At 44.0% G+C, this 20,895-nt stretch carries 19 protein-coding genes and 1 pseudogene; 14 read left to right on the plus strand and 6 right to left on the minus strand.

Annotation, left to right across the window (positions count from 1 at the left end; translation table 11 throughout):
* Positions 1 to 79: 79 nt before the first annotated feature.
* From R7P72_RS18675 to R7P72_RS18700, 6 genes are all read left to right on the plus strand, one after another.
* Positions 80 to 508, plus strand: a complete 429-nt coding sequence (locus R7P72_RS18675; RefSeq protein WP_020840934.1) for a hypothetical protein — start codon at positions 80 to 82, stop codon at positions 506 to 508.
* A gap of 13 nt (positions 509 to 521) precedes the next feature.
* On the plus strand, positions 522 to 1,346 hold the full coding sequence (locus tag R7P72_RS18680) for a DUF2303 family protein (protein ID WP_169601446.1): 825 nt from the start codon (positions 522 to 524) through the stop codon (positions 1,344 to 1,346).
* A gap of 65 nt (positions 1,347 to 1,411) precedes the next feature.
* Positions 1,412 to 2,536: a hypothetical protein gene (locus R7P72_RS18685; protein WP_025589011.1), complete on the plus strand. Its 1,125-nt coding sequence runs from the start codon at positions 1,412 to 1,414 to the stop codon at positions 2,534 to 2,536.
* Positions 2,533 to 3,159 carry an MT-A70 family methyltransferase gene (locus R7P72_RS18690; RefSeq protein WP_021454678.1) on the plus strand — a complete coding sequence of 209 codons (627 nt, stop codon included), beginning with the start codon at positions 2,533 to 2,535 and terminating at the stop codon, positions 3,157 to 3,159. The genes R7P72_RS18685 and R7P72_RS18690 overlap by 4 nt, the downstream gene beginning before the upstream one ends.
* Positions 3,144 to 3,353, plus strand: coding sequence for a hypothetical protein (locus R7P72_RS18695; protein ID WP_020840938.1), 210 nt, complete (start codon positions 3,144 to 3,146; stop codon positions 3,351 to 3,353). The genes R7P72_RS18690 and R7P72_RS18695 overlap by 16 nt, the downstream gene beginning before the upstream one ends.
* Positions 3,354 to 3,361: 8 nt before the next feature.
* A complete protein-coding gene (locus tag R7P72_RS18700) occupies positions 3,362 to 3,787 on the plus strand; it encodes a helix-turn-helix domain-containing protein (RefSeq protein WP_169601448.1) in 426 nt (141 codons plus the stop codon).
* On the opposite strand, the gene R7P72_RS18705 is transcribed toward R7P72_RS18700, so the two are convergent.
* Positions 3,769 to 4,929, minus strand: a complete 1,161-nt coding sequence (locus R7P72_RS18705; RefSeq protein ID WP_169601450.1) for a tyrosine-type recombinase/integrase — start codon at positions 4,927 to 4,929, stop codon at positions 3,769 to 3,771. The two genes, R7P72_RS18700 and R7P72_RS18705, sit on opposite strands and share 19 nt — an antisense overlap.
* A 490-nt stretch (positions 4,930 to 5,419) precedes the next feature.
* Between R7P72_RS18705 and R7P72_RS18710 the strand changes: the two genes are divergently transcribed.
* Positions 5,420 to 7,045, plus strand: a complete 1,626-nt coding sequence (locus R7P72_RS18710; protein ID WP_005376889.1) for a methyl-accepting chemotaxis protein — start codon at positions 5,420 to 5,422, stop codon at positions 7,043 to 7,045.
* A 189-nt stretch (positions 7,046 to 7,234) separates the two neighbouring features.
* The gene (gene asnS, locus R7P72_RS18715) at positions 7,235 to 8,635 is read left to right on the plus strand and encodes an asparagine--tRNA ligase (RefSeq protein ID WP_054577700.1); all 1,401 of its coding nucleotides are present in this window, start codon (positions 7,235 to 7,237) and stop codon (positions 8,633 to 8,635) included.
* A 91-nt stretch (positions 8,636 to 8,726) separates the two neighbouring features.
* Here the strand turns inward: asnS and R7P72_RS18720 are convergent, their stop codons facing one another.
* Positions 8,727 to 8,951: a hypothetical protein gene (locus R7P72_RS18720; protein ID WP_033905633.1), complete on the minus strand. Its 225-nt coding sequence runs from the start codon at positions 8,949 to 8,951 to the stop codon at positions 8,727 to 8,729.
* A 98-nt stretch (positions 8,952 to 9,049) separates the two neighbouring features.
* On the minus strand, positions 9,050 to 10,441 hold the full coding sequence (locus tag R7P72_RS18725; protein WP_318110748.1) for a PLP-dependent aminotransferase family protein: 1,392 nt from the start codon (positions 10,439 to 10,441) through the stop codon (positions 9,050 to 9,052).
* Between the two features lie 259 nt (positions 10,442 to 10,700).
* Between R7P72_RS18725 and R7P72_RS18730 the strand changes: the two genes are divergently transcribed.
* From R7P72_RS18730 to R7P72_RS18740, 3 genes are all read left to right on the plus strand, one after another.
* Positions 10,701 to 10,931 (plus strand): hypothetical protein, encoded by a 231-nt coding sequence (locus tag R7P72_RS18730; RefSeq protein ID WP_005376886.1) that lies wholly within the window; start codon positions 10,701 to 10,703, stop codon positions 10,929 to 10,931.
* A gap of 245 nt (positions 10,932 to 11,176) precedes the next feature.
* Positions 11,177 to 11,476, plus strand: coding sequence for a hypothetical protein (locus R7P72_RS18735; RefSeq protein ID WP_005376885.1), 300 nt, complete (start codon positions 11,177 to 11,179; stop codon positions 11,474 to 11,476).
* Positions 11,477 to 11,808: 332 nt separating this feature from the next.
* On the plus strand, positions 11,809 to 12,999 hold the full coding sequence (locus tag R7P72_RS18740) for an amino acid aminotransferase (protein WP_005376884.1): 1,191 nt from the start codon (positions 11,809 to 11,811) through the stop codon (positions 12,997 to 12,999).
* A gap of 89 nt (positions 13,000 to 13,088) precedes the next feature.
* Here R7P72_RS18740 and R7P72_RS18745 read toward each other — a convergent pair whose 3' ends face one another.
* Positions 13,089 to 13,730 (minus strand): outer membrane beta-barrel protein, encoded by a 642-nt coding sequence (locus R7P72_RS18745; RefSeq protein WP_005376883.1) that lies wholly within the window; start codon positions 13,728 to 13,730, stop codon positions 13,089 to 13,091.
* 314 nt (positions 13,731 to 14,044) lie between these two features.
* Between R7P72_RS18745 and R7P72_RS18750 the strand changes: the two genes are divergently transcribed.
* Positions 14,045 to 15,934, plus strand: a complete 1,890-nt coding sequence (locus tag R7P72_RS18750) for a DUF294 nucleotidyltransferase-like domain-containing protein (protein WP_005376882.1) — start codon at positions 14,045 to 14,047, stop codon at positions 15,932 to 15,934.
* Positions 15,935 to 15,942: 8 nt separating this feature from the next.
* Positions 15,943 to 16,662: a 3'-5' exonuclease gene (locus R7P72_RS18755; RefSeq protein ID WP_005376881.1), complete on the plus strand. Its 720-nt coding sequence runs from the start codon at positions 15,943 to 15,945 to the stop codon at positions 16,660 to 16,662.
* A 72-nt stretch (positions 16,663 to 16,734) separates the two neighbouring features.
* Here R7P72_RS18755 and R7P72_RS18760 read toward each other — a convergent pair whose 3' ends face one another.
* Both R7P72_RS18760 and R7P72_RS18765 read right to left on the minus strand, forming a co-directional pair.
* A complete protein-coding gene (locus R7P72_RS18760; RefSeq protein ID WP_005376880.1) occupies positions 16,735 to 18,618 on the minus strand; it encodes a methyl-accepting chemotaxis protein in 1,884 nt (627 codons plus the stop codon).
* Positions 18,619 to 18,849: 231 nt separating this feature from the next.
* Positions 18,850 to 20,421 carry a BCCT family transporter gene (locus tag R7P72_RS18765; RefSeq protein WP_005376879.1) on the minus strand — a complete coding sequence of 524 codons (1,572 nt, stop codon included), beginning with the start codon at positions 20,419 to 20,421 and terminating at the stop codon, positions 18,850 to 18,852.
* Positions 20,422 to 20,809: 388 nt separating this feature from the next.
* On the opposite strand from R7P72_RS18765, the pseudogene R7P72_RS18770 reads away from it, so the two are divergent.
* Positions 20,810 to 20,895: pseudogene (locus tag R7P72_RS18770) on the plus strand (MarR family transcriptional regulator); the annotation flags it as partial.

A 20,895-nucleotide genomic window follows, 5' to 3' on the forward strand; every position in this document is an offset into this window, starting at 1 on the left:
TTAATGGTATGACCGTGTTGAAGCGGCGACCAAACCGCTGCAACGCCGTCATAGTATCACAAAAGATAAGTGAGTAAACATGACTATTGACGAAGCAAAAATGACTGGCGAAGGAACTGCCAAAAAAGACCCTCAAATGGAACGTGTGACTAACTTCCCTGAGTTTATCGAGCGTGTAGAGGCTGGCTCGATTGCTAACGTTCTTGGTTTAGCCACATCCAACGTGGCACTAGCTGTATCTAACTCCGGTAAAGCTGGCGAGATCATCTTAAAGCTAAAGCTTTCACCAGCATCTAAAACCGACCCGTCGATTATGAATGTAACCACGGCGATCACGGTTAAAGAACCGAAAGTAAATTACGGCTCGAAAGTCGAAGACTTCAAATATGAAACCGTGGCGTTTGCTGGCTTCGGTGGCAAGTTGAGTTATGACCGCCCAGCCGTTGGCGTCCACAACCAGCTAGAAATTCCGGCTGGCATTAGCAAACTAAGCGTTGGTAAATACTAAGGAGTAAAGAAGAATGTCATTTACTAAAGAATCAATTCAAGAACTTGTAAATAAGGGTAGCGTTCCTGAGTTTATTAAAGCTATTGAAGCTAAAAATACGCTTTCCCAACTGATTCTAGTGCCTGACAACTGTTCCCTAAAAGATTTGGAACAGTACCAAGAACACCGCAATAACTTGCGTGGCGAGTTTAATACAATCTCGATCACTGAGTTTGCGAAGTATGCAAAAGACCACCAGCTAGAAGGCTCAAAGACTTTTATTGATGCTGATTCAATGAAAGCTAAAACAATCTTTGACGTTGGTACTAACGACAAAGCAGGTCATCAACTTCACAAGGCTTCAGTATCACTAAAACGCACTGCGCCATTTAAAGCGCTGCTAAACATCGACGGCGAACGCATGGAACAACGCGATATGGCTGAGTTCTTGGAAGATTGGAAAGACTACATTTCTGCGTTTGACTCAAACGGCGAACAAATTGAAATGTTCAAAGCGATTGCGGCTGTTCGTGAACTTGATTTTGAACACACTCGCGGCTCAAACCGACAAGTTAGTGATTTCTCTCAATCACAAAGCGAATACGAACGTATTGCGACTAAAACTCGTGAAGATCTTGTGCTACCTGCGGCATTTGTATTCACTTGCGAACCATACTCTGGTTTAGGTGATTTCCGCTTTGAGTTGCGCCTATCAATAATTCGAAATGAGCTTTTAACCCTACGCATTAAACGCATGGAAGAGATTCAAGAGAAAATAGCTGAGAAGTTCCTTGAAGTCGTTAAAGAAGAGTTCGCCAACCAATCTGTAGCAATGCCGACTTACATCGGTACTTACTAATGAGTAATGGTACCCTCACTCACGAGGGAACCAAATCAGATAAGTTGTATTCACAAGGTAGACCAATGACCAACCAAACCCAACCTGTAGACGTTGCTGTTAATCACCTTCTAAACATGGTTCAAAACCAACTTGGTAACGTCCTTTCTCTTGTTGAAACCCAAGCACAATTAGTTTCTGAATCTCTAAACTACGAAACAGATCAGTACAACGAACTAATTGATCGAATTGAAAAGGCCGAGTCAGAACGCGACACGCTTGAACTGAAAGTTATTGAGCTGACCAAAGAGAACGAAGCAATTGAACTAGACCACCTAGACAAGCTCAACAAACTACACAGCGAATTTAACTTACTAAAAGCAAGAACGGCTGATCTTCCTGCACTAAGAGAAGAAGTTAAGCGTTACCGTGAAATGAATCCAGACGCTTTAAAGCAACGCCTAGCTAAATCACGCGCAACTGCTGACGAGCGCTTAAACACAATCAACCGTTTAAAGAAAGAATCAAGCGACTACCGCAAAGAAAATATTCGCTTGAAAAAAGAAGTTACTCAACTAAGCGAAGCGGCATTAGAAGCAACGCACCTATGCGAAGAGTACAAAGCTCGATTGCATTTCATTGATGGTGACGTAGAAAAGCCTTACGTTGGCAAAGACGGTTTAGAGCTATTTATCTACCGTTATGGCTACCCTCTTGCGTTCAAGCCATTGGTTAAAAATCTAAGCGTAATTCGTGACTTAAACTTCCATATTGAATTGCGTTCCAATTGGGCTGTTTGTTGTGTGGTAAGTGTCTCTGACTGGCTTATCCCATTAATCCCAACAGTTCACGAGTTTGAAGGCCGTATTCCTACAGAGCTATATACAGACCTTCAAGAAATTTACACGAACGCTGCTGAAGTTAGCCACCAGCATCTAATTGCGCGTGTGGAACACTTTAAAGAAGTCACACTTGAATCTGTTTACGACGGTGTAATCACCGAACGAGAATTGAAGCTTCTGAACGATGCAAATTATTTCTCTGTTTACAGCGTAATGCACCCAACCGATGAACAACTAGCAAAATCAGTTAAGGGCATTAGCGAAGCAAGTGCGTCAAAAATCCGAGCAGCAATTGACGAAAAGATCGTTCAACCTTGGGAACGCGAGAACTGGACGAAAGAGCAAGTAAACGAGGTTCGTCGCAAGTGAAATACGATGTGATTTATGCCGATCCACCTTGGCAATTCAGTTCAAAAAGAACTGGCGGATCAATGAAAAGCGGCGCTTCACAAAAGTATCTAACAATGACGATAGACGACTTAAAGAAAATGCCAGTTGGTGAACTGGCATCTGATAACTGTTATCTGATCATGTGGTACGTGAACGCCATGCCTAAAGAGGCGTGTGAGCTTGCTGAAGCGTGGGGATTTACCGTTAAAAACATCAATGGATTGGTTTGGGGAAAAGAGACTGTTAACGGCTTACCTTTCTTTGGTCTTGGTTACCACACAAGAGCTGGAACAGAATCGGCACTAATCGCGGTTAAAGGTAAACCAAAACCAGCAAGTCGCTCCGTTCGCTCGTTCTTTACGGCACCAGTTGGCGAACATAGTGCCAAGCCACAAGAAGGCCGCAGCAAAGTAGAAAAAATCGCTGGACGGTTCGCCAGAAAGCTTGAGCTTTTCCATCGAGGCGAACCAAGAAATGGTTGGGATGTATTCGGCAACCAATCGGCACCAAGTTTAATTTTAGATGAGGTTGGATTCAGAAAACCATACTTAGCGGAAATTCAGCTTCAATATGAGGAATTAGAAAAGTGGAAGAAAAACTAATTAGTATTGAACAATTGCTTGTTAGATATCGCCCTTTTGCAATGCGAGATGGTGAAAACTTCACAAAGCGCGGCTTATACAACTGGCGTAAAACAAAAGGCTTCCCTGAACCTGTTATATCTTCACCAAGACTCATTTGGAAAACTGAAGATGTGCTCAAATGGGAAAGTGATCAGGGTTACGACTTTTTATAGGTATATAGATGGGCGTTAATTATGGAGGTCGATTAGGGCAAATACTGAAAGCATATAAAAACGTACATTGCCCTATCTGTAAGACGGCCCAAGTGCAAATTATTAGCTACTTGGAAGGCGATCCTGAGTGGAAATGCCGTCACTGCAAGCAACGTTTTTCGATGCCGTTCGTTGACCCAACACCATTAAAGGATCGCAAAGATATTCCGGTTGAAGTTAAGGCGCTAATGTATCTCGATGATTACAGCTTATTGAAAGCGTGGCGTGTTCACTTAGGCATTACTCAAACGGAACTGATAAAACGAATGGGATGCACATCAAGATCAATGATGTCCCGTTTGGAAAGCAAAGATACCGACCACTTGAGAGAGTCAACACGAGACAAACTCGCAAAAGCGCTCGGTATAAAATCTCGTCAACTTTCTACTTTATAGTTAACTACGGCGTCATGATAAATTTTCATGGCGTCTAGTTGCTGACTCAAATACTGACCTTTGTTGTAGGTTTTCATTTCACCTGCCATTTCATGGCCTAACATCTTTTCAGCAACATAAGGCTCAATTTTCAAATCTCCAAAGTGAGTTGCTAGCGTGTGTCTAAATACGTGTGGCGACCAGCTTGGCAACGCTAACGCCGCTTGCAAAGGTCTAAAACGGCTTTGAAAGCCTTGCACTCCTAACTCCATACCCCTGTTCGAGATAATCAAGTTCTCAGAGCTTGGATGAAGGTTGTATAAAAATTCAAAGTAACCAATCAAGAAATCTGGAATTGGACGAACGATTAAACGCCCGTTCTTGCTGTTTTCTGGTGGCACTTTCCAAGTTCTACCTTTCAGGTCGATGTTAACTTTCTTGGCCGTTCTCAGTTCTCCGCTACGCGCTCCGGTAAACATGAGAATCAAACAAGCTGCCGCAAACTCAAGAGGATATTCACCAGAACGGCAATAGTCGTAAATCTGCTTGAGTTCTTTGAATGATAAAACCCTATCCCTTGGCTTCGACGGTGTGCCAACAAAACGGCTTTGAATATTGATCAGTTTGTTCTCTTCAATAATGTCTACAGCCATTAGGTATTTGGCACACTGCTTTAATTCTGTCAGCAAGCGAACTGGAACAGTTTTACCTTCAATAGTCTTAATCACGTTGATCCAATCAACGGTTTTCATCTGCTCCCATTCATTAGAGCCAATCTTGCTAATTATGTGTGTATATAGCGCGTTGATAATTAGCTTTGGATATTTGCGCCTTGGGGTCAATTCTTCATTAATCCAAAACTCAATACACTCTTGAACGGTTGAGATTTTCTTTTTGGCTCTGTTGTTTCGCGGATCTAAACCTTGCTCAAGCATCTTTTTAGCTTCTCGGTGAATATCCCTAGCTTCTTTTAAAGAAACTTGAGGATAAGTGCCGATTGTTAAGATTGCTTGTTTCCCCTGCCAGCGGAAGCGATAGAAAAAGCTAATTTTTCCGCTCTTATAGAAGCGCGCAAGTAGGCCGCCGCCGTCGGCTAAATCTTGGTGTGGTTTGTCTGTTGGAAAGTTATTTTTGGACTTTAAAGCCCGTTCGGTGATGGTCATAGTCTACCCTGTCATATACACAATATATACACACATTACGTTTCTTCAGGCATTTTCCCCATGTCACACGAGGAAACACCATGAAGCTCGCAAGTCCCGTATTTATTGGCTTTACATGATAAACGATGTAGATTTTGGAAGCTATTAGAAAGCCGATGAAACTAAAACATATTCCCTTTGTATAATTCTGTTTTCATCTTGATTCTCAGGCTTTAAAAAGACAGACAATACTAAGGAATTCGCTGCCAAGAGACAAGCGTTACCCCATACAAGCGTAGCAAAAACTTCCGCTGGTTCCTGGCCTCTTTGCTATCACTCACACCAAAGCGCCGTATTTCTGTCACGCGCCAAACATTTGATTACACAGCACTCACATCACAATTACATATCCCCAACATGTGTGGGGTCACAATCATTCATTTCGTTGTTCGCAGTGCGCATTTGTGCACATTAATATTGTGCAGTTCGTTCCAATTACACTTATAAATTTATGCGCTCAACTATCACTTTTAAGCTCTTACTGGCGTTAATTGCTGTCTTCAGCTGCGTTCTAGCTGCCTCTACGGCTTACCAATACCATCAACAAAAAACCTTAATCAATGATGTTCTTAGTGAACAACTCCATGATAAGGCTAGTAATTATTTCGATAGCCTAAATATGATGATGCTTACGGGCACCATGTCGCAAAAAGAAACCTTACGTCAAAAGGCCCTGGCCCAAGAAGGCATTGAAGCAGTTCGCGTGTTACGAGCTGATACTGTGACCAAACTTTACGGACCTGGGCAACAAAACCAGCAGCCTGTCGATGATATTGATCAACGAGCGTTGAATGGTGAACTGGTGATTGAACCAATCTCAGCCGATTGGGGCAAAGGGTTAGTAGTCGCACTACCAATGAAATCGAGCGAAAATTACCGTGGCACCAACTGCGTTTCTTGCCACGTTGCACCAGCAGGAGAAGTGTTGGGCGCGATTCGCTTGGAATACAACATGAATCATGTCAATTCAATGATCAGTAAACAGGCAATGTTTGCGATGGGAATAATGGCCGTAATCGCATTTGTGGGCTTCATCATAACGATGAGTTTGATTCAGAAAATCATTGTACGACCAATTCAAAGAACGTCGAAATTCATGTCGAATGTGAGCCATAGCAAAGATCTATCTCAACGACTTATGCATCACCAACAGGATGAAGTGGGCCAACTTTCTACTGCCATCAATTCATTCATGGATACGGTCTCCGAAAGCTTAGAACGTGTGCAAGACACCTCTCACTCACTTGCCGACTCCGCGAGTAAACTAACTGCTGTCGCGCAGTCCACAGATAAAGCTGCCAATAACCAACAGCTAGAGACCAGCGAAGTACAAAGCAATATCACCGATATGCTGCAGCAACAAACTGCGGTTGAGGACTCGACTAACAACGCTACTGTTTTGGTCAATCACACCGTTGATGTCGCCACTCATAGTGCAAGCCAAGCACACAATGTAAGTGAAGACATCAAACAACTAGTAAGTAACATTGATACCGTACGGGAAAAAATCAGCTCTCTAAATCAAAGAACCGAAGAAGTGTCGTCCATTCTTGTGGTTATTAAGGGTATTGCAGAACAAACCAATCTGCTCGCGTTGAATGCTGCTATTGAAGCCGCCCGAGCCGGAGAGCAAGGGCGCGGTTTTGCGGTCGTCGCGGAAGAAGTGCGTAACCTGGCTTCTAGGACGGCTGAGGCCACTGGTAATATTGAACATATCATTTCTCAATTCCAGCAAGGAAGTGAAGAGTCATTAACTTCTGTTGATACCGTCTGCCAGTTTGCTCATCAACGCTCTGTCGATGTCGAGACACTATCAGCCACAATGCATAACGTTGTTGACGAAATGCGCCAAGTGCTCAGACATGCAGAAGATATCCAAAACCAGACGCAAACCACATCTGATGTAAGTCAGCATATTCAATCTAAAATAGATGTGATCACACTGCATGCTAACGACACATCGCAATCAGCATCGCACACGCGTGATATTAGTGTTGATTTAGAGCATCTATCCGAACGTTTAGAGCAATTACTAAACCAATTCACACTTTCAGAGCACAAAAGAGTGAATAAATAGAGAGATTCTCCCCATCAAAACGAATATAAAGGTTGATGCGAGCGAATTGACAGGTAATATGTCTCGTTGAATCTGTAAAATGCTACCCAACTCAGCGCTTAGCTTGTTTTTTGAACAAAAATGTTATTAGACAAGTACTTTAAGTAAGCGTTGAGTTGAATTTTTACCTCAATGGAGAATATTGAAAACATGACTTACGCGCCTGTATCAGACGTATTGAAAGGTCAGCTAGCAGTAGACAGCGAAGTGACTGTTCGTGGCTGGATCCGTTCACGTCGTGATTCCAAAGCTGGAATCTCTTTCCTTGCCATATATGACGGCTCTTGTTTCGACCCGATTCAGGCCGTGGTCCCAAATAATCTTAATAATTACGAAGACGAAGTATTAAAGCTAACGACTGGCTGCTCTGTTGAAGTAACTGGTAAGATTGTTGAATCTCCTGCAAAGGGTCAAGACTTCGAACTTGCTGCCACTGACGTTAAAGTTGTTGGTTGGGTTGAAGATGCTGAAACTTACCCAATGGCAAAAACTCGTCACTCAATCGAGTACCTACGTGAAGTTGCGCACCTACGTCCGCGCACAAACGTAATCGGTGCAGTAGCACGTGTACGTAACTGCCTATCTCAAGCAATCCACCGCTTCTACCACGAGCAAGGTTACTTCTGGGTATCTGCGCCGTTGATCACGGCTTCAGATGCTGAAGGCGCTGGTGAAATGTTCCGTGTATCTACGCTAGACATGGAAAACCTTCCTCGCACTGACGCTGGTAAAGTGGACTACAACGAAGACTTCTTCGGTAAAGAGACGTTCCTAACCGTATCTGGTCAGCTAAACGCAGAAGCTTACGCTTGTGCGCTAAGCAAAGTTTACACTTTCGGCCCTACTTTCCGTGCTGAAAACTCAAATACAAGCCGCCACCTAGCAGAGTTCTGGATGGTTGAGCCTGAAGTTGCGTTCGCAGAACTGGATGATGTAGCGAAACTGGCTGAAGACATGCTCAAGTACGTGTTTAAAGCAGTGCTTGCAGAGTGTCGCGATGACCTTGAGTTCTTCGCTCAACGCATCGACAGAGAAGCAATCACTCGTCTAGAGCAGTTCGTTTCTTCTGACTTCGCGCAGGTTGACTACACTGACGCAATCCAGATCCTTCTTGATTCAGGTCGTGAGTTCGAATTCCCAGTTGAATGGGGTATCGATATGTCTTCTGAGCACGAGCGTTTCCTTGCTGAAGAACACTTCAAAGCACCTGTAATCGTTAAGAACTACCCGAAAGACATCAAAGCATTCTACATGCGTGCTAACGATGACGGTAAAACAGTTGCAGCGATGGACGTTCTAGCACCGGGCATCGGCGAAATCATCGGTGGTTCTCAGCGTGAAGAGCGCCTAGACATTCTAGATGCACGTATGCGTGAAGTGGGTATCGATCCTGAACATATGAGCTGGTACCGCGACCTACGTAAATACGGTACAGTGCCACACGCAGGCTTCGGTCTAGGCTTCGAGCGCCTAGTATCTTACGTAACTGGTATGGGCAACGTTCGTGACGTGATCCCATTCCCACGTACTCCTCGCTCTGCGAACTTCTAATCACTTTTTAGTGATATTGAATTAAAAAGACCTCCCATGTGGAGGTCTTTTATTTTGTACGAATGATTTTCTAGCAACCGGTGTATGCACTCTAGTTGTTATCTTCGTCGTCATCCTCATCTGCTCGCGCTGCGTATTTTACTCCAACCACACACAAGCCAAACATCACAAATGGGATAACGGCAGCAGTGTATTCCGTCCAAACCATATGAGAGAAAGATTTCGCCAATATCAAGTGTGCAAACACCAACAAAAATGCGCTAAAAATAGCAACACCCATCAACCTAAGTTCATGCTTTACCAACTGCTTTTTCATTACGGCTCCTAACCTAAATGGTTGTCTGCCCATGATTGAAACACAGCTTCGGTATCGTCCACTGATACAGTTTGAGCAAAAAACAGGTAAACAGTTGGCTAATGAAGTAATTCTCCGACCGTCTTCACGGCTTGTTCTAATTCATCATTTACAGGTAACGATGTATTAAGCCTCAGGTAGTTCTCATAATTTGGAGCGACAGAAAACAACTGACCAAATGCTACAGTGATGTTCGCTTCCAATAACTTTTGATAAATCGCTTTTCCGCACTTTGTTTTCGGCAGTTCTATCCAAAGAAAATAGCCGCCTTCCGGTTGCGTGTAACGAATTGATTGGGGAAAGTACTTATCAACCAGTTCAATAAACGCCAATTGCCGCTGCTCAAGATTCTTTCGCAGTTTTCTAAGATGGCTATCATAACTATCGTTTTGTAAGTAATGCGCGATACCCTGCTGGATTGGTGCACTGCCTGACAACGTCGAGATAAGTTGCAGCTTTTGAAGTTGCTCATTGAAGCGTTTGTTTACCACCCAGCCCAGCCTATAGCCAGGGCAAAGGCTTTTTGAAAATGATCCACAATGCAACACGCGTTCTTGTGTATCAAAAGCTTTAAGTGAGCTTGGCTTTTTTTCAGAAAAATAAAGCTCTGAATACACATCATCTTCGATCAAGTACACATCGTATTTATCAGCCAGTTCGACGATACGTTGCTTCTGCCCGTCACTTAATAAGGTTCCTGTTGGATTGTGAAAGTTAGTCATTAACCAACATGCGCGAACATCATTGTCGGCAAAAGTCGCTTCAATTTGATCCACTGAATGTCCAGTTAACGGATCCACCGTTATTTCTATCGCCTTTAGACCTAAACGTTCAATCGCTTGAAGTGCGCCATAAAACGTCGGTGATTCAACTACAACAGTATCTCCAGGCTGGGTCACGGCCTGAAGGCTCAAATTCAACGCTTCTAATGCGCCAGAAGTAACGACAACATCATCATGGGTAAACACCATACCTTGTTGGATGTACCGTTGAGCAATCAAACGGCGTAGAGACTCACAACCCGGCGGCAAGTTATCCAATAACGTCTCTGCCCCCATCTTCCTACCTGAGCTGGCTAGATTGCGGTTTAGCGCTTCTAATGGGAACAATGCAGGGTCTGGAAACGCGGAGCCAAACTTCACCGCATTCGGTAAGGCCTGATTTTTGAGGTAGTCGTAAAGTTCATCGTTGATGCTAGAGCGATAAACGGAAGTAGCTGGAGAACTCGGTTCGAAGCGGTCCAACTCCGCAGTAACAAAGTATCCAGACTGAGGTTTCGCTGCGACCCAACCTTGTGCTTCGAGCAGCTGATAAGCTTGTAATACCGTACCTGCGCTGACAGAATGGTTTCGGCTTGTTACACGCACTGATGGCAGCTTTTCCCCTGCTCTCCATGTATTTTGCTGAATCTGCGTTTTGAACAGCTCAGCCAGTTGACGGTATCGGTTCATGTTTCCCTCATTTCACTTACAGCCGCACCATAGCATACTTCGCGCCAGCATTCTGATATGGGAGTATTCAATTTAGCAACGTAATTTATCAAGCTTATCAATAGATATTTCAGCCACGAAGTGAGCGTTTATATCCCATACTTTGACTGTTACACACATATTGCCTCACATCTTTGCAATACCTAAAAGCCAAGGTTTTACGTTGGACTGAGTGCGTTAAACTCACTTCGAGCTACGGTCTTTAAATCAGGAGGAAGCGATGAAAGTTTTTACAATGGACGATCTCTCGTATCGCGGAAAACATAAAGGTGTACATAGTTGGGACCATCCTGGCAGTACCACCCCTTATTATTGGCATCCTGATTGGCTGCATATCGCTGAAGATGCTTTGGGTGAACACAAAAAGGCTGACCTTGAAGTCCCTGATGGAGAAACAGCTACAGAAGAGCATGTAAAAGCGGCGATTCTCAAACACTTGAATGACGAGTAGTTTAGGCTCTATCACCGTTCAAGAATAGCATTAGGTAGGCGAATCCATCGTCGTATGCTTTAAACACAAATAAAGCTAAAACCTGCCAAATAGTAAATTCTTCTGAATGAGAAGTACGCATCTTCTATCGCGTTCAAAGGGCAAAATAAGTCGATTGTTATCACATTAATTTTCATTACATCTGTTACATTTAAATAGTAATGGTGATGCACACCTCAACTCATGGATTATGAGAGAAAACAATAATGGCGAAATACAACGAAGAAGATATTAAATACAAAGGTGAATCCAACGGCGTACATTCTTGGAGCTCTCCTTCCGGCCAACCTTATTACTGGCATCCAGATTGGTTACACGTTGCAGAAGATGCGACGGGTACGCATCCGAAGCAAAAACTTGAAGTTGAAAAGACAGAAGTACCAACCGAAAAACACGCATTAAAAGCGATCTTAAAGCATATGAACGACTGGGCGACTGAAAAACTTTCTTCTAACCCTGACATCGAAACCAATGCGGTTGAGTCGGAAATCAATCTGAAGAAGTAACCCCAACCGATATCCATACTTCTAACAGTAAACGCTCCACCTTTGGTGGGGCGTTTTTGTCTCAACAAATCCTCACTAGACAACTATAAACGCGTTAACGCAAAGCACTGAATTGAAACGATTGGGATGTGTGCAAAACTTCTCCAACCATGGCATAAATGCCCTTCAAACTCTGTGCCTACCAAACGTTTTCATGGCAAAAACTTTAGTTATGTTAGAATTCTGTTTCAAATCGCAACTTTTTTAGGTTTTCTTTTCAGTAACGGTTGTAACCAATATTGCTGAAAGGTATAAATGTTAGCACACCCCTTCGATTAACATGGATGAAGATTATGTTTGAAAAAGTAGTTGCCGCTCCGGCTGACCCTATTCTTGGCCTTACTGAAGAGTTTAAAAAAGATGCTCGCGCAGAAAAAATTAACCTTGGCGTAGGTATTTACAAAAACGAGCAAGGCGAAACTCCCGTTCTTGCGACAGTAAAGAAAGCTGAAGCAGCACTTGTTGAAACTGAAAAAACCAAATCTTACCTAACCATCGAAGGCACAGCAGAGTACGGTATTGCAGTGCAAAAACTGCTTTTCGGCTCTGATGCAGAAATTGTAAACGAAAAACGCGCTAAAACAGCTCAAGCTCCGGGTGGTACTGGTGCACTACGTGTTGCCGGCGAGTTCATTAAACGTCAACTAGGCGATGTAAAGATCTGGATCAGCAACCCAACATGGGCGAACCACAACGGCGTATTTACTGCTGCTGGTATCGAAACGGCACAATACAGCTACTACAATGCTGAAACAAAAGACAAAGACTTCGATGCGATGCTAAATGATCTGCAATCTGCATCTGAAGGCGACATCGTGCTTCTACACGGCTGCTGTCACAACCCTACAGGGATCGATCCTACGGCTGAAGAATGGGAAACATTGGCGAAACTTGTCGCAGAGAAGAAATTGCTTCCTCTGTTCGACTTCGCCTACCAAGGCTTTGCTAAAGGTGTGGAAGAAGATGCTGCAGGTCTTCGTACTTTTGCTAAGTACAACAAAGAAATCCTAGTCGCGAGCTCTTTCTCGAAAAACTTTGGCCTATACAATGAACGCGTAGGTGCCTTCACGTTAGTAGCTGAGTCAGAAGAAGTCGCAACAACCGCATTTTCTCAAGTTAAAGCCATTATTCGCTCTATCTACTCTAACCCACCTGCACACGGCAGTGCTGTCGTGACTCACATTCTTGGCAACGCCGAAATGCGTGCGGAATGGGAAGCTGAAGTAGCAGAAATGCGTGACCGTATTCAAGAAATGCGTGAACTATTTGTAGCGACACTAAAAGCAGAAGGTGTGGACGCAGACTTTAGTTTCATCGAACGTCAAAATGGTATGTTCTCTTTCTCTGGTCTTTCTAAAGAGCAAGTTAACCGCCTTAAAGAAGAGTTCGGTATTTACATTGTCGGTTCTGGCCGAATCAGTGTTGCTGGTATGACGAAGTCAAATATGGGCCCTCTGTGTAAAGGCATTGCAGCGGTTTTATAATCGACTGTCGCATACTTTGTTAAAAGGAAAGGTCAGCATAAGCTGACCTTTTTTGTTTTAACTTAACGCCAAAAACGAACCCGTCCGATCTAGTAGACAAACTTCAAACTCAGCCCAACTTCATTGACGTAATCTGAGCTTTCACCGCTGTAATCAGTATCTCTAAACTGATAAAAAAGACCAGTGCCGATGACTTTATGCCATTGGTAGTTAAGACCGATCTTAAAATTGTTCTCATCAACGATATCACTACGGTTCAACTCCACTTCAGCTGTCGCAATAAGCTTTTCACTGAGCAAGTAATTCACCCCAACAGTTACAGCTTGAATCAATTCGCTATCGGAAGACAACGTATTATCCGTTTTGTCGTCCGTCGCTTTCGCTTTGATTGCGCCTATTCCATATATCCCGTAGATATCGAATTGCTCTGTAACTCCATAACGGTAACCACCACCAAACAAAAGGCGGTCAATGCGAAGAGTAAAATCATCCGGATGGAAAAACTGCGCTGAGTAATCAACATTAAACAACCAATTCTCAGTAAACAAATAGTTACCACCGAGTCCCACTGTGGTCGTATTAGAGTTATCTAACCATTCTTCGTTTGTCGTTCCGGCACCAACATCCAAATGAATGTGTTCGTACCCAAATTTTTCTGCTTGGTCCATGACCACTGCGCTTGATATCGCCGGCAAAGCAGCTAAAGAAACAAGCAATAAATTTCTCACCATTCGACTTCCTTTCATGAGAATTATCTAAACACTGTATTCCATCGCCTGAGCTACTTGGCTCAAGAAGAATAGCTTAATCTAAAGACGTGATAACGATCTGAAACAGCCAAAGATCTAATCAGTCATCACGAAGAAAACATATCGGCGACGTCTTTTTCAATTGAGGTGACCATATAGTAGTAAAAATGAAGCTCCCTTATCGTGCGATATGTCAGAATCTTATGACTGAGCACGAAAATCGCGGTTCAGATAAGACTCTGTTTTAAAACTAAGTTAAGATTACTTTATTATTTGCGAACTAAAAGGCGCCTTCGATGGATGCAGAACTTCTCGAGATTTACAACTTTCTCGCCAAGTATCCCCCGTTCAATGAACTCCCTGAAGAAACACTAAACAAGGTGACAGAGAGTGTCGAAATCTCGTACTACCGAGAAGATACCCCCATCATCCATTTTGGAGACTATATCCAAGATTTATACGTGGTGCGAAGCGGTGTTGTTGAAGTTTATCGACGCAAAGGTGAGCTGTATAATCGCCTTGACGAAGGTGACCTATTTGGCCAGATGGGCATGCTCACCAATAACAAAGTCCGCTTTCCGGTAAAAGCCATTGAGGATACCCTGCTCTACTGTATTCCTGGTGACATTTTCCAAGAAATTTACGATAACTTTGATTCCTTTGCGGATTTTGTTGAAGTTGAAAATAGCGCTCGTTTACGCCAAGCCATTTCAGAAAACAAAGACGCCAATGACCTGACGACATCGAAAGTGAAAACCTTGCTGACTGGCGAGGCTCATACGATTGATCGTGGTCAGACAATCCAACAAGCCGCGCAGCAAATGGCGAATGACAACGTATCGGCTTTACTTATCGTCGACCCAGATTTCGTTCGTGACGAAGACGATCCACAGTCCCCAGTACTTGGTATCATTACTGACCGTGACTTGTGTACCCGTGTGTTAGCTGAAGGTTTGTCCCCACAGGACGATGTGTCCAGTGTGATGACCACTGAAGTCATGTCTCTTGACCACAACGCTTACATCTATGAAGCAATGTTAACGATGCTGCGTTACAACGTACACCACCTACCAGTGGTAAAAAACCAATTACCAATCGGTATTATCGAAACAACCGACATTGTTCGTTATGAATCTCAGAATTCGTTGTTGTTGGTGAGTAGTATTTTCCAACAACAGACTATCGAAGATTTAGCAGTTGTTGCCGAAGAAGTGAAAAGCAGCTTCGTGCGTCTTGTCAATGAAGATGCCAACTCTCACATGGTGGGTAGCGCGATGTCGGTCATTGGCCGAAGCTTCAAACAGCGTCTGCTAGAAATGGCAGAAGAAGAGCTTGGCCCACCGCCAATTCCTTATTGTTTCCTTGCACTTGGCTCAATGGGGCGAGATGAGCAACTGTTGGTGACTGACCAAGATAACGCCATCATTCTAGATGAGACTTATCAAGAAGAGAAACATGGTAAATACTTCGAAGCCCTAGCAAAATACGTCAGCGATGGGTTAGATGCCTGTGGCTACAAATATTGCACAGGTGATATTATGGCAACCAACCCACTATGGCGCATGACTCGTTCAGAGTGGGAAGAGTGTTTTGCTGACTGGATTGATAACCCGAACCCGAAAGCACTACTCAACGCCTCCATCTTTTTCGACTTGGATGGCGTCTATGGCCGCTTAAAATGGGCAGAACAGTTAACTAGCTTTATTGTTCGTCGCGCTCGAAAGAACAACCGCTTCTTAGCGTGTTTGGCTCGTAACGCACTAAACAGAACACCACCTCTGGGCTTCTTTAAAGACTTCGTGATGGAAAAAGATGGCAGACACAACAACTCCATCAACCTCAAACGTCGCGGTACTGCTCCTCTGGTCGACTTAATTCGCGTTCACTCTCTGGCGGTTGGTTCACGTGCACAGAACTCGTTTGAGCGTCTTGACGACATTATTGATGCTGGCATTTTGCCAAAAGGTCGAGCACAAGACTTAAAAGACGCGTTAGAATTTATTTCCATGGTACGTATTCGTCACCAAGCGACGGATGTGGAACTAGGCATTGAGCCTGATAACAATATCGAACCGGAAAACCTCTCTGAGTTTGAACGTCGCAACCTAAAGGATGCATTCCAGATCCTAAGCAATGGTCAAAATTTCCTTAAGTTCCGCTACCAAGCGAACAAGAGCTTTAAGTGAGGTTTAGCATGATTAAAAAGCTCTTTCAGAAGCCAACCATTCAGTGGCCAACGAAGTTTGAACAAAAGCTGGAGATGGCGAAGGATGAGAATTTAATTGCGTTTTATAGCAACAAGCCGCCTGCTCCAGAAACACCGTTATCTGAGGTGGAGTTCGTGGCGTTAGATTTCGAAACGACGGGTTTGAATCCTGAAAAACATGACATCATTACTATTGGTTTGGTGCCGTTTAACCTGAAGCGAATTTTCCTACGTAACTCGCGTCATTGGAAGGTACGTCCACAGCGTGCACTCGATGAAGATTCAGTCATTATACACGGTATTACTCACAGCGAATTGATCGATGCACCTGACTTAGGCGATATCTTAAGCGAGCTGCTACCATGCTTAAGCGGGAAAATCATTGTTGTTCATTACCGTCGTATCGAGAGAGAGTTTCTGGATAAAGCGCTCAAAAGCCGTTTAGGGGAAGGTATTGAGTTTCCTGTTTTAGATACGCTGCACCTTGAAGAAACGATTCAACAGAAACGTTCAGGCTCTCTCTGGGAGCGTTTAAAAGGGAAAAAACCAGAATCGGTTCGGCTAGCGCAATCTCGACGCCGTTATGGGCTGCCAGACTATACGCCTCACCATGCATTAACCGATGCAATTGCTACCGCAGAGCTACTGCAAGCGCAAATCGCCCATCATTACAGTGAAGAGCAACCCATCAGTGAGTTCTGGCTGTAATATACTTCACGCTTAATAGCGATCAAAAAAGGAGCCAGATGGCTCCTTTTTTTTGCTTAGCTTGAGACAAGATTACAGCTTAAAGCGTTGAATCTCTTGTTCAAGTTCGTGTGATAGCTCAGACAGGTGAGCAGCTTGTTCTGCTGCTTGATGAGCTTCGACTGACAACTCGTTAGACACGTCACGAATACCTTCAGTGTTACGAGTGATCTCAGTGGTTACCGATGCTTGCTCTTCTGCTGCTGAAGCAATCTGCGTTGCCATATCACTGATACGCTCAACAGCAGTGTGGATTTGCGTCAAGCTCGCTGCAGCCGCATTGGCATCATCAACACTGGTATCAGCTAGACGACGACTGTCACCCATAATACCGACCGCTTTGGCTGTTGTGCCTTGTAGCATCTCGATAGTTTCTTGAATCTCTTGCGTTGAAGCATGAGTACGTTGGCTCAATACGCGGACTTCATCTGCAACCACAGCAAAACCACGGCCTTGCTCACCTGCACGTGCCGCTTCGATCGCCGCGTTAAGTGCAAGTAGGTTCGTTTGCTCTGCAATGCCTTGAATCGTTGATAGAATCGTATTGATGCTATTTCCGTGTGCTTCTAGCTCTTGAATCACATCAGTAGCAACTTGAACTTCTTGCGCTAAGTTCTGAATAGAGCCTTGCGTTTGAGTTACTTGGCTTGAGCCGTGTGAACAAGCTTGAACCGCTTCTTCTGAGTTACTTGCCGTGCTATCAGCATTACCTGCAATTTCTTGTGTCGCTGCTGCCATTTCGTTCACAGCCGTCGCCACCATGTTGATTTCATCTTGCTGGTAAGAGATACGCTGACTACGCTCCTCAGCTTGCTGTGCTGTCGTGCGTGCTTGCTCTGAAAGCGCAGAAGATACGTGGCTAAGCTTAGTAACCATTGTGTGCATGTTGCCAACAAAACGGTTGAAGTTTTCCGCCAGTTTACCTACTTCATCATCACTGCGTGGTTCTAGGCGTTGCGTTAAGTCACCTTCGCCAGATGCAATTTCTTCCAGTGCATTTGATACGCGGTTCAAGTCACGGAACAAGAAACCAACTAGCCAAGAAACTGCAAGAATAACCACAATCGTGATCGCCACAGCAGTGAACAATAGATCTCGTAGCAATACCGCATGACCTGCTTCTTCTGTTGCGCGATCCATTTCAATCGCAAACATCCAATGCGTGCCAGGAACTTTATTGAAGTAGTAAAGCTTCTCTTTTCCTTTGATTACCGTATCTTCGATACGACCTTCATCGGCGGCACGCTCAATTGCCTCTTCTGAAAAATCTTTTAGAACACTGGTGATAGGCTTAAGCGTCAAGCTTTTATCTGGATGCGCTAAAAAGGTGCCTTCATTCATGTCGATTAGCATCGCATGCGCGTTTTCACCTGCATCTAAGTTAATCACATCGCTGATAAGCTGATCGATCAGTACATCCGCACCAACAACACCAACAAACTGACCATTTTTCATTACTGGCTCAGCAATGGTCACAAGTAGTGCATTCGTGATTGCGTCTTGATATGCGGCTGTGATGATTTGCTTACCCGCTGCATCAGCATCCTTGTACCAAGGACGTGTGCGAGGGTCATAATCAGCACGGTTACGCTCCGGATGAGAGCGGTACATATCACCGTTTGGTGTACCAAGGAAGATGTCATCGAAGCCACCAGCCTTGCGAGCTTGTTGTAGGAAAGGAACAACGTCTTGCTCGGTCGAGTAGTCGTTGAACGCAGTGGCAATATCTTTACGGATATTGACCCAATCAGAAATTCCCTCTGACGCAGTAGTACTAAGACTTTGCGCACGTGAATAGACACCTGAACGAGTCTGATCAAATAATTGACCAGCCGACAACCAAGTAAGTGCTGTTGCCATCACAACAACAGCAGAAAGGCTTGCGCCTATAAGCTTTTGTTTTAATGATAATTTCATATTTATAGTTTTTTGAGTTGGGAGAACAGTTAAGGTGCATGAATATTACACACTTTTTTACGACTATTCACTAATTTTTAAAAAACAAAATAGCACATTAACTCTTTGTAAAATATGAACTTTCATGTGTCATTTTTTTGTCTCGAGCGTCATAAAAACCGCGCAAAAAAAGCCAGCAAATTGCTGGCCTTTTGATTCATTGTTAGTCAGACGGTTTTATAAAATGCCGAATTACTGACGCTCTGTTCTCATACCCATCAATAAGCTCACACACATTGCAAGCAGAATGAAGGTAAATGGCAGTGCTGTAGAAATGGCACCGGCCTGAAGAGCTTGAACCGCCTCGGAGCCACCAATCCATAGCAGAGCAACCGCAATTGCACCTTCCATGAATGCCCAGAAGACACGTTGAAGTACAGGTGCATCGACTTTACCACCTGCCGTGATACTGTCGATAACAAGTGAACCAGAGTCAGAAGACGTAATGAAGAACACAAGTACCAGCACAACAGCGATGATAGAAAGCATGCTACCAAATGGAAGAACATCAAACATTTGGAACATAGCAAGTGATACGTCAGTCAAGCCATTTGTGCCCAGCTCACCTACTTTATCAACAACTTGCTCGATCGCCAGGCCACCAAATACAGACATCCAAACAACGGTAACCGCCGTTGGAACCAGCAAAACTGCTGTGATGAACTCGCGAACGGTACGGCCACGAGAAACACGCGCGATGAACATGCCTACGAATGGCGACCATGAAATCCACCAAGCCCAGTAGAACACTGTCCAGCCTTGGAACCAAGCTTCGTCCGTACGACCAAACGGGTTACTTAGTGGGATGATATTCTCTACATATGCCATAAGTGTGGTTGGAATCGAACCTAGGCTCGCCGCCCAACCGATAAGACCAACAAGGAGAAGTAGCAAGAACGCCACAACCATGTTGATGTTACTAATGACTTTAACACCACCATCGATGCCGCGTACGACTGAAACAACAGCAAGTAAAGTCACCACGGTAATAACGACGATTTGCAGACCTAGGCCTGGCTCAACACCAAATACGTGATGAATACCACTTGCTGCTTGCTGCGCACCTAGACCTAGGGATGTAGCAAGACCAAATAAAGTCGCAAGCACAGCCAGAATGTCCACAATGTGGCCAGCCCAACCCCATGCACGATCACCCAGAAGTGGGTAGAAGATCGAACGCATAGATAGCGGTAAACCTTTGTTGTAGGCAAAGAATGCTAAAGAAAGTGCTACAACACCGTAAATTGCCCATGGGTGAAGGCCCCAGTGGAACATCGTTGCACCCAGTGCCAATCTCGCGGCTTCTGGTGTATTTGCCTCAACACCAAGTGGCGTTTCATACCAACCGGTGAAGTAAGCGACAGGTTCTGCAACACTCCAGAACATTAAACCGATACCCATACCAGCTGCAAATAGCATTGCAAGCCATGACATAAACGAGTAATCGGCAACAGCGTCTTTACCACCTAGTCGGATCTTACCCATTGGTGAGACGATAAGCGCCAAACAGAAAATAACGAAAATGTTACCTGCAATAATGAACAACCAATCGAATGAACCAATAATTTTCCACTTCAGCCCATCAAGTGCCGTCTTTGCGGTATGTGCATCTAGAACTAATGCAGCGACAAGAAACAGCGCAATTAAACCTGCACTAATACCAAAAACTGGGTTATGAACATCAAAACCCCATTTTTGAACGTTGTCCTGACCTACCGTATAGTCGGTACTATCGATACTGTACTTATCTATACCCTTTGTCATCGTTCCTCTCTATTTTTGTAGTGTTTTTACGTACCAAACAAAAAAAATCTTTCGAACACGATACGTTTTGCATTCCGTGAAGGCGCAAGATCCTATCATTTGACACGTTTTTGTCTATCTTTTTGCTATTAAAAAATCCAACAACTTACTTTTCACTGTGTGGTTACGGCCTTTGATAGAACAAATCACTACTACAATAGTTAGACCACAAACATTTATTGCTATAATAATTTTAGCTCTTCTTATTTTGTCGAAAAGGCGCGACAAAATGGTATTGAGGACACGGCGTAAAATTGTAGGGGTAATTTTTGATTTCCCCCCTTTAAATAAGGGCGCATTTAAGTTAGTGTCGCCTCGATAAATGTTCCCTACAGACTGGATGAATAAATTGGAAAAGTACGAAGAAGTATTGGTCTCGATTCGTCAGATCATCCGCGCTATTGATTTACATTCTAAAAAGCTGAGCAAAGAGTC

This window comes from Vibrio sp. Vb0888, from assembly GCF_033338835.1.
GTDB classification, from domain to species: Bacteria; Pseudomonadota; Gammaproteobacteria; order Enterobacterales; family Vibrionaceae; genus Vibrio; species Vibrio alginolyticus.

Bases quoted from the DNA above. Each gene is read 5' to 3' on its own strand.
- R7P72_RS18725 (WP_318110748.1), bottom strand. From the start codon at position 10,441: ATGAACCGATACCGTCAACTGGCTGAGCTGTTCAAAACGCAGATTCAG.
- R7P72_RS18760 (WP_005376880.1), bottom strand. From the start codon at position 18,618: ATGAAATTATCATTAAAACAAAAGCTTATAGGCGCAAGCCTTTCTGCT.
- R7P72_RS18730 (WP_005376886.1), top strand. From the start codon at position 10,701: ATGAAAGTTTTTACAATGGACGATCTCTCGTATCGCGGAAAACATAAA.
- R7P72_RS18740 (WP_005376884.1), top strand. From the start codon at position 11,809: ATGTTTGAAAAAGTAGTTGCCGCTCCGGCTGACCCTATTCTTGGCCTT.
- R7P72_RS18700 (WP_169601448.1), top strand. From the start codon at position 3,362: ATGGGCGTTAATTATGGAGGTCGATTAGGGCAAATACTGAAAGCATAT.
- R7P72_RS18675 (WP_020840934.1), top strand. From the start codon at position 80: ATGACTATTGACGAAGCAAAAATGACTGGCGAAGGAACTGCCAAAAAA.
- R7P72_RS18755 (WP_005376881.1), top strand. From the start codon at position 15,943: ATGATTAAAAAGCTCTTTCAGAAGCCAACCATTCAGTGGCCAACGAAG.
- R7P72_RS18685 (WP_025589011.1), top strand. From the start codon at position 1,412: ATGACCAACCAAACCCAACCTGTAGACGTTGCTGTTAATCACCTTCTA.
- R7P72_RS18710 (WP_005376889.1), top strand. From the start codon at position 5,420: ATGCGCTCAACTATCACTTTTAAGCTCTTACTGGCGTTAATTGCTGTC.
- R7P72_RS18765 (WP_005376879.1), bottom strand. From the start codon at position 20,421: ATGACAAAGGGTATAGATAAGTACAGTATCGATAGTACCGACTATACG.
- R7P72_RS18745 (WP_005376883.1), bottom strand. From the start codon at position 13,730: ATGGTGAGAAATTTATTGCTTGTTTCTTTAGCTGCTTTGCCGGCGATA.
- R7P72_RS18705 (WP_169601450.1), bottom strand. From the start codon at position 4,929: ATGACCATCACCGAACGGGCTTTAAAGTCCAAAAATAACTTTCCAACA.
- R7P72_RS18735 (WP_005376885.1), top strand. From the start codon at position 11,177: ATGGCGAAATACAACGAAGAAGATATTAAATACAAAGGTGAATCCAAC.
- asnS (WP_054577700.1), top strand. From the start codon at position 7,235: ATGACTTACGCGCCTGTATCAGACGTATTGAAAGGTCAGCTAGCAGTA.
- R7P72_RS18680 (WP_169601446.1), top strand. From the start codon at position 522: ATGTCATTTACTAAAGAATCAATTCAAGAACTTGTAAATAAGGGTAGC.
- R7P72_RS18720 (WP_033905633.1), bottom strand. From the start codon at position 8,951: ATGAAAAAGCAGTTGGTAAAGCATGAACTTAGGTTGATGGGTGTTGCT.
- R7P72_RS18750 (WP_005376882.1), top strand. From the start codon at position 14,045: ATGGATGCAGAACTTCTCGAGATTTACAACTTTCTCGCCAAGTATCCC.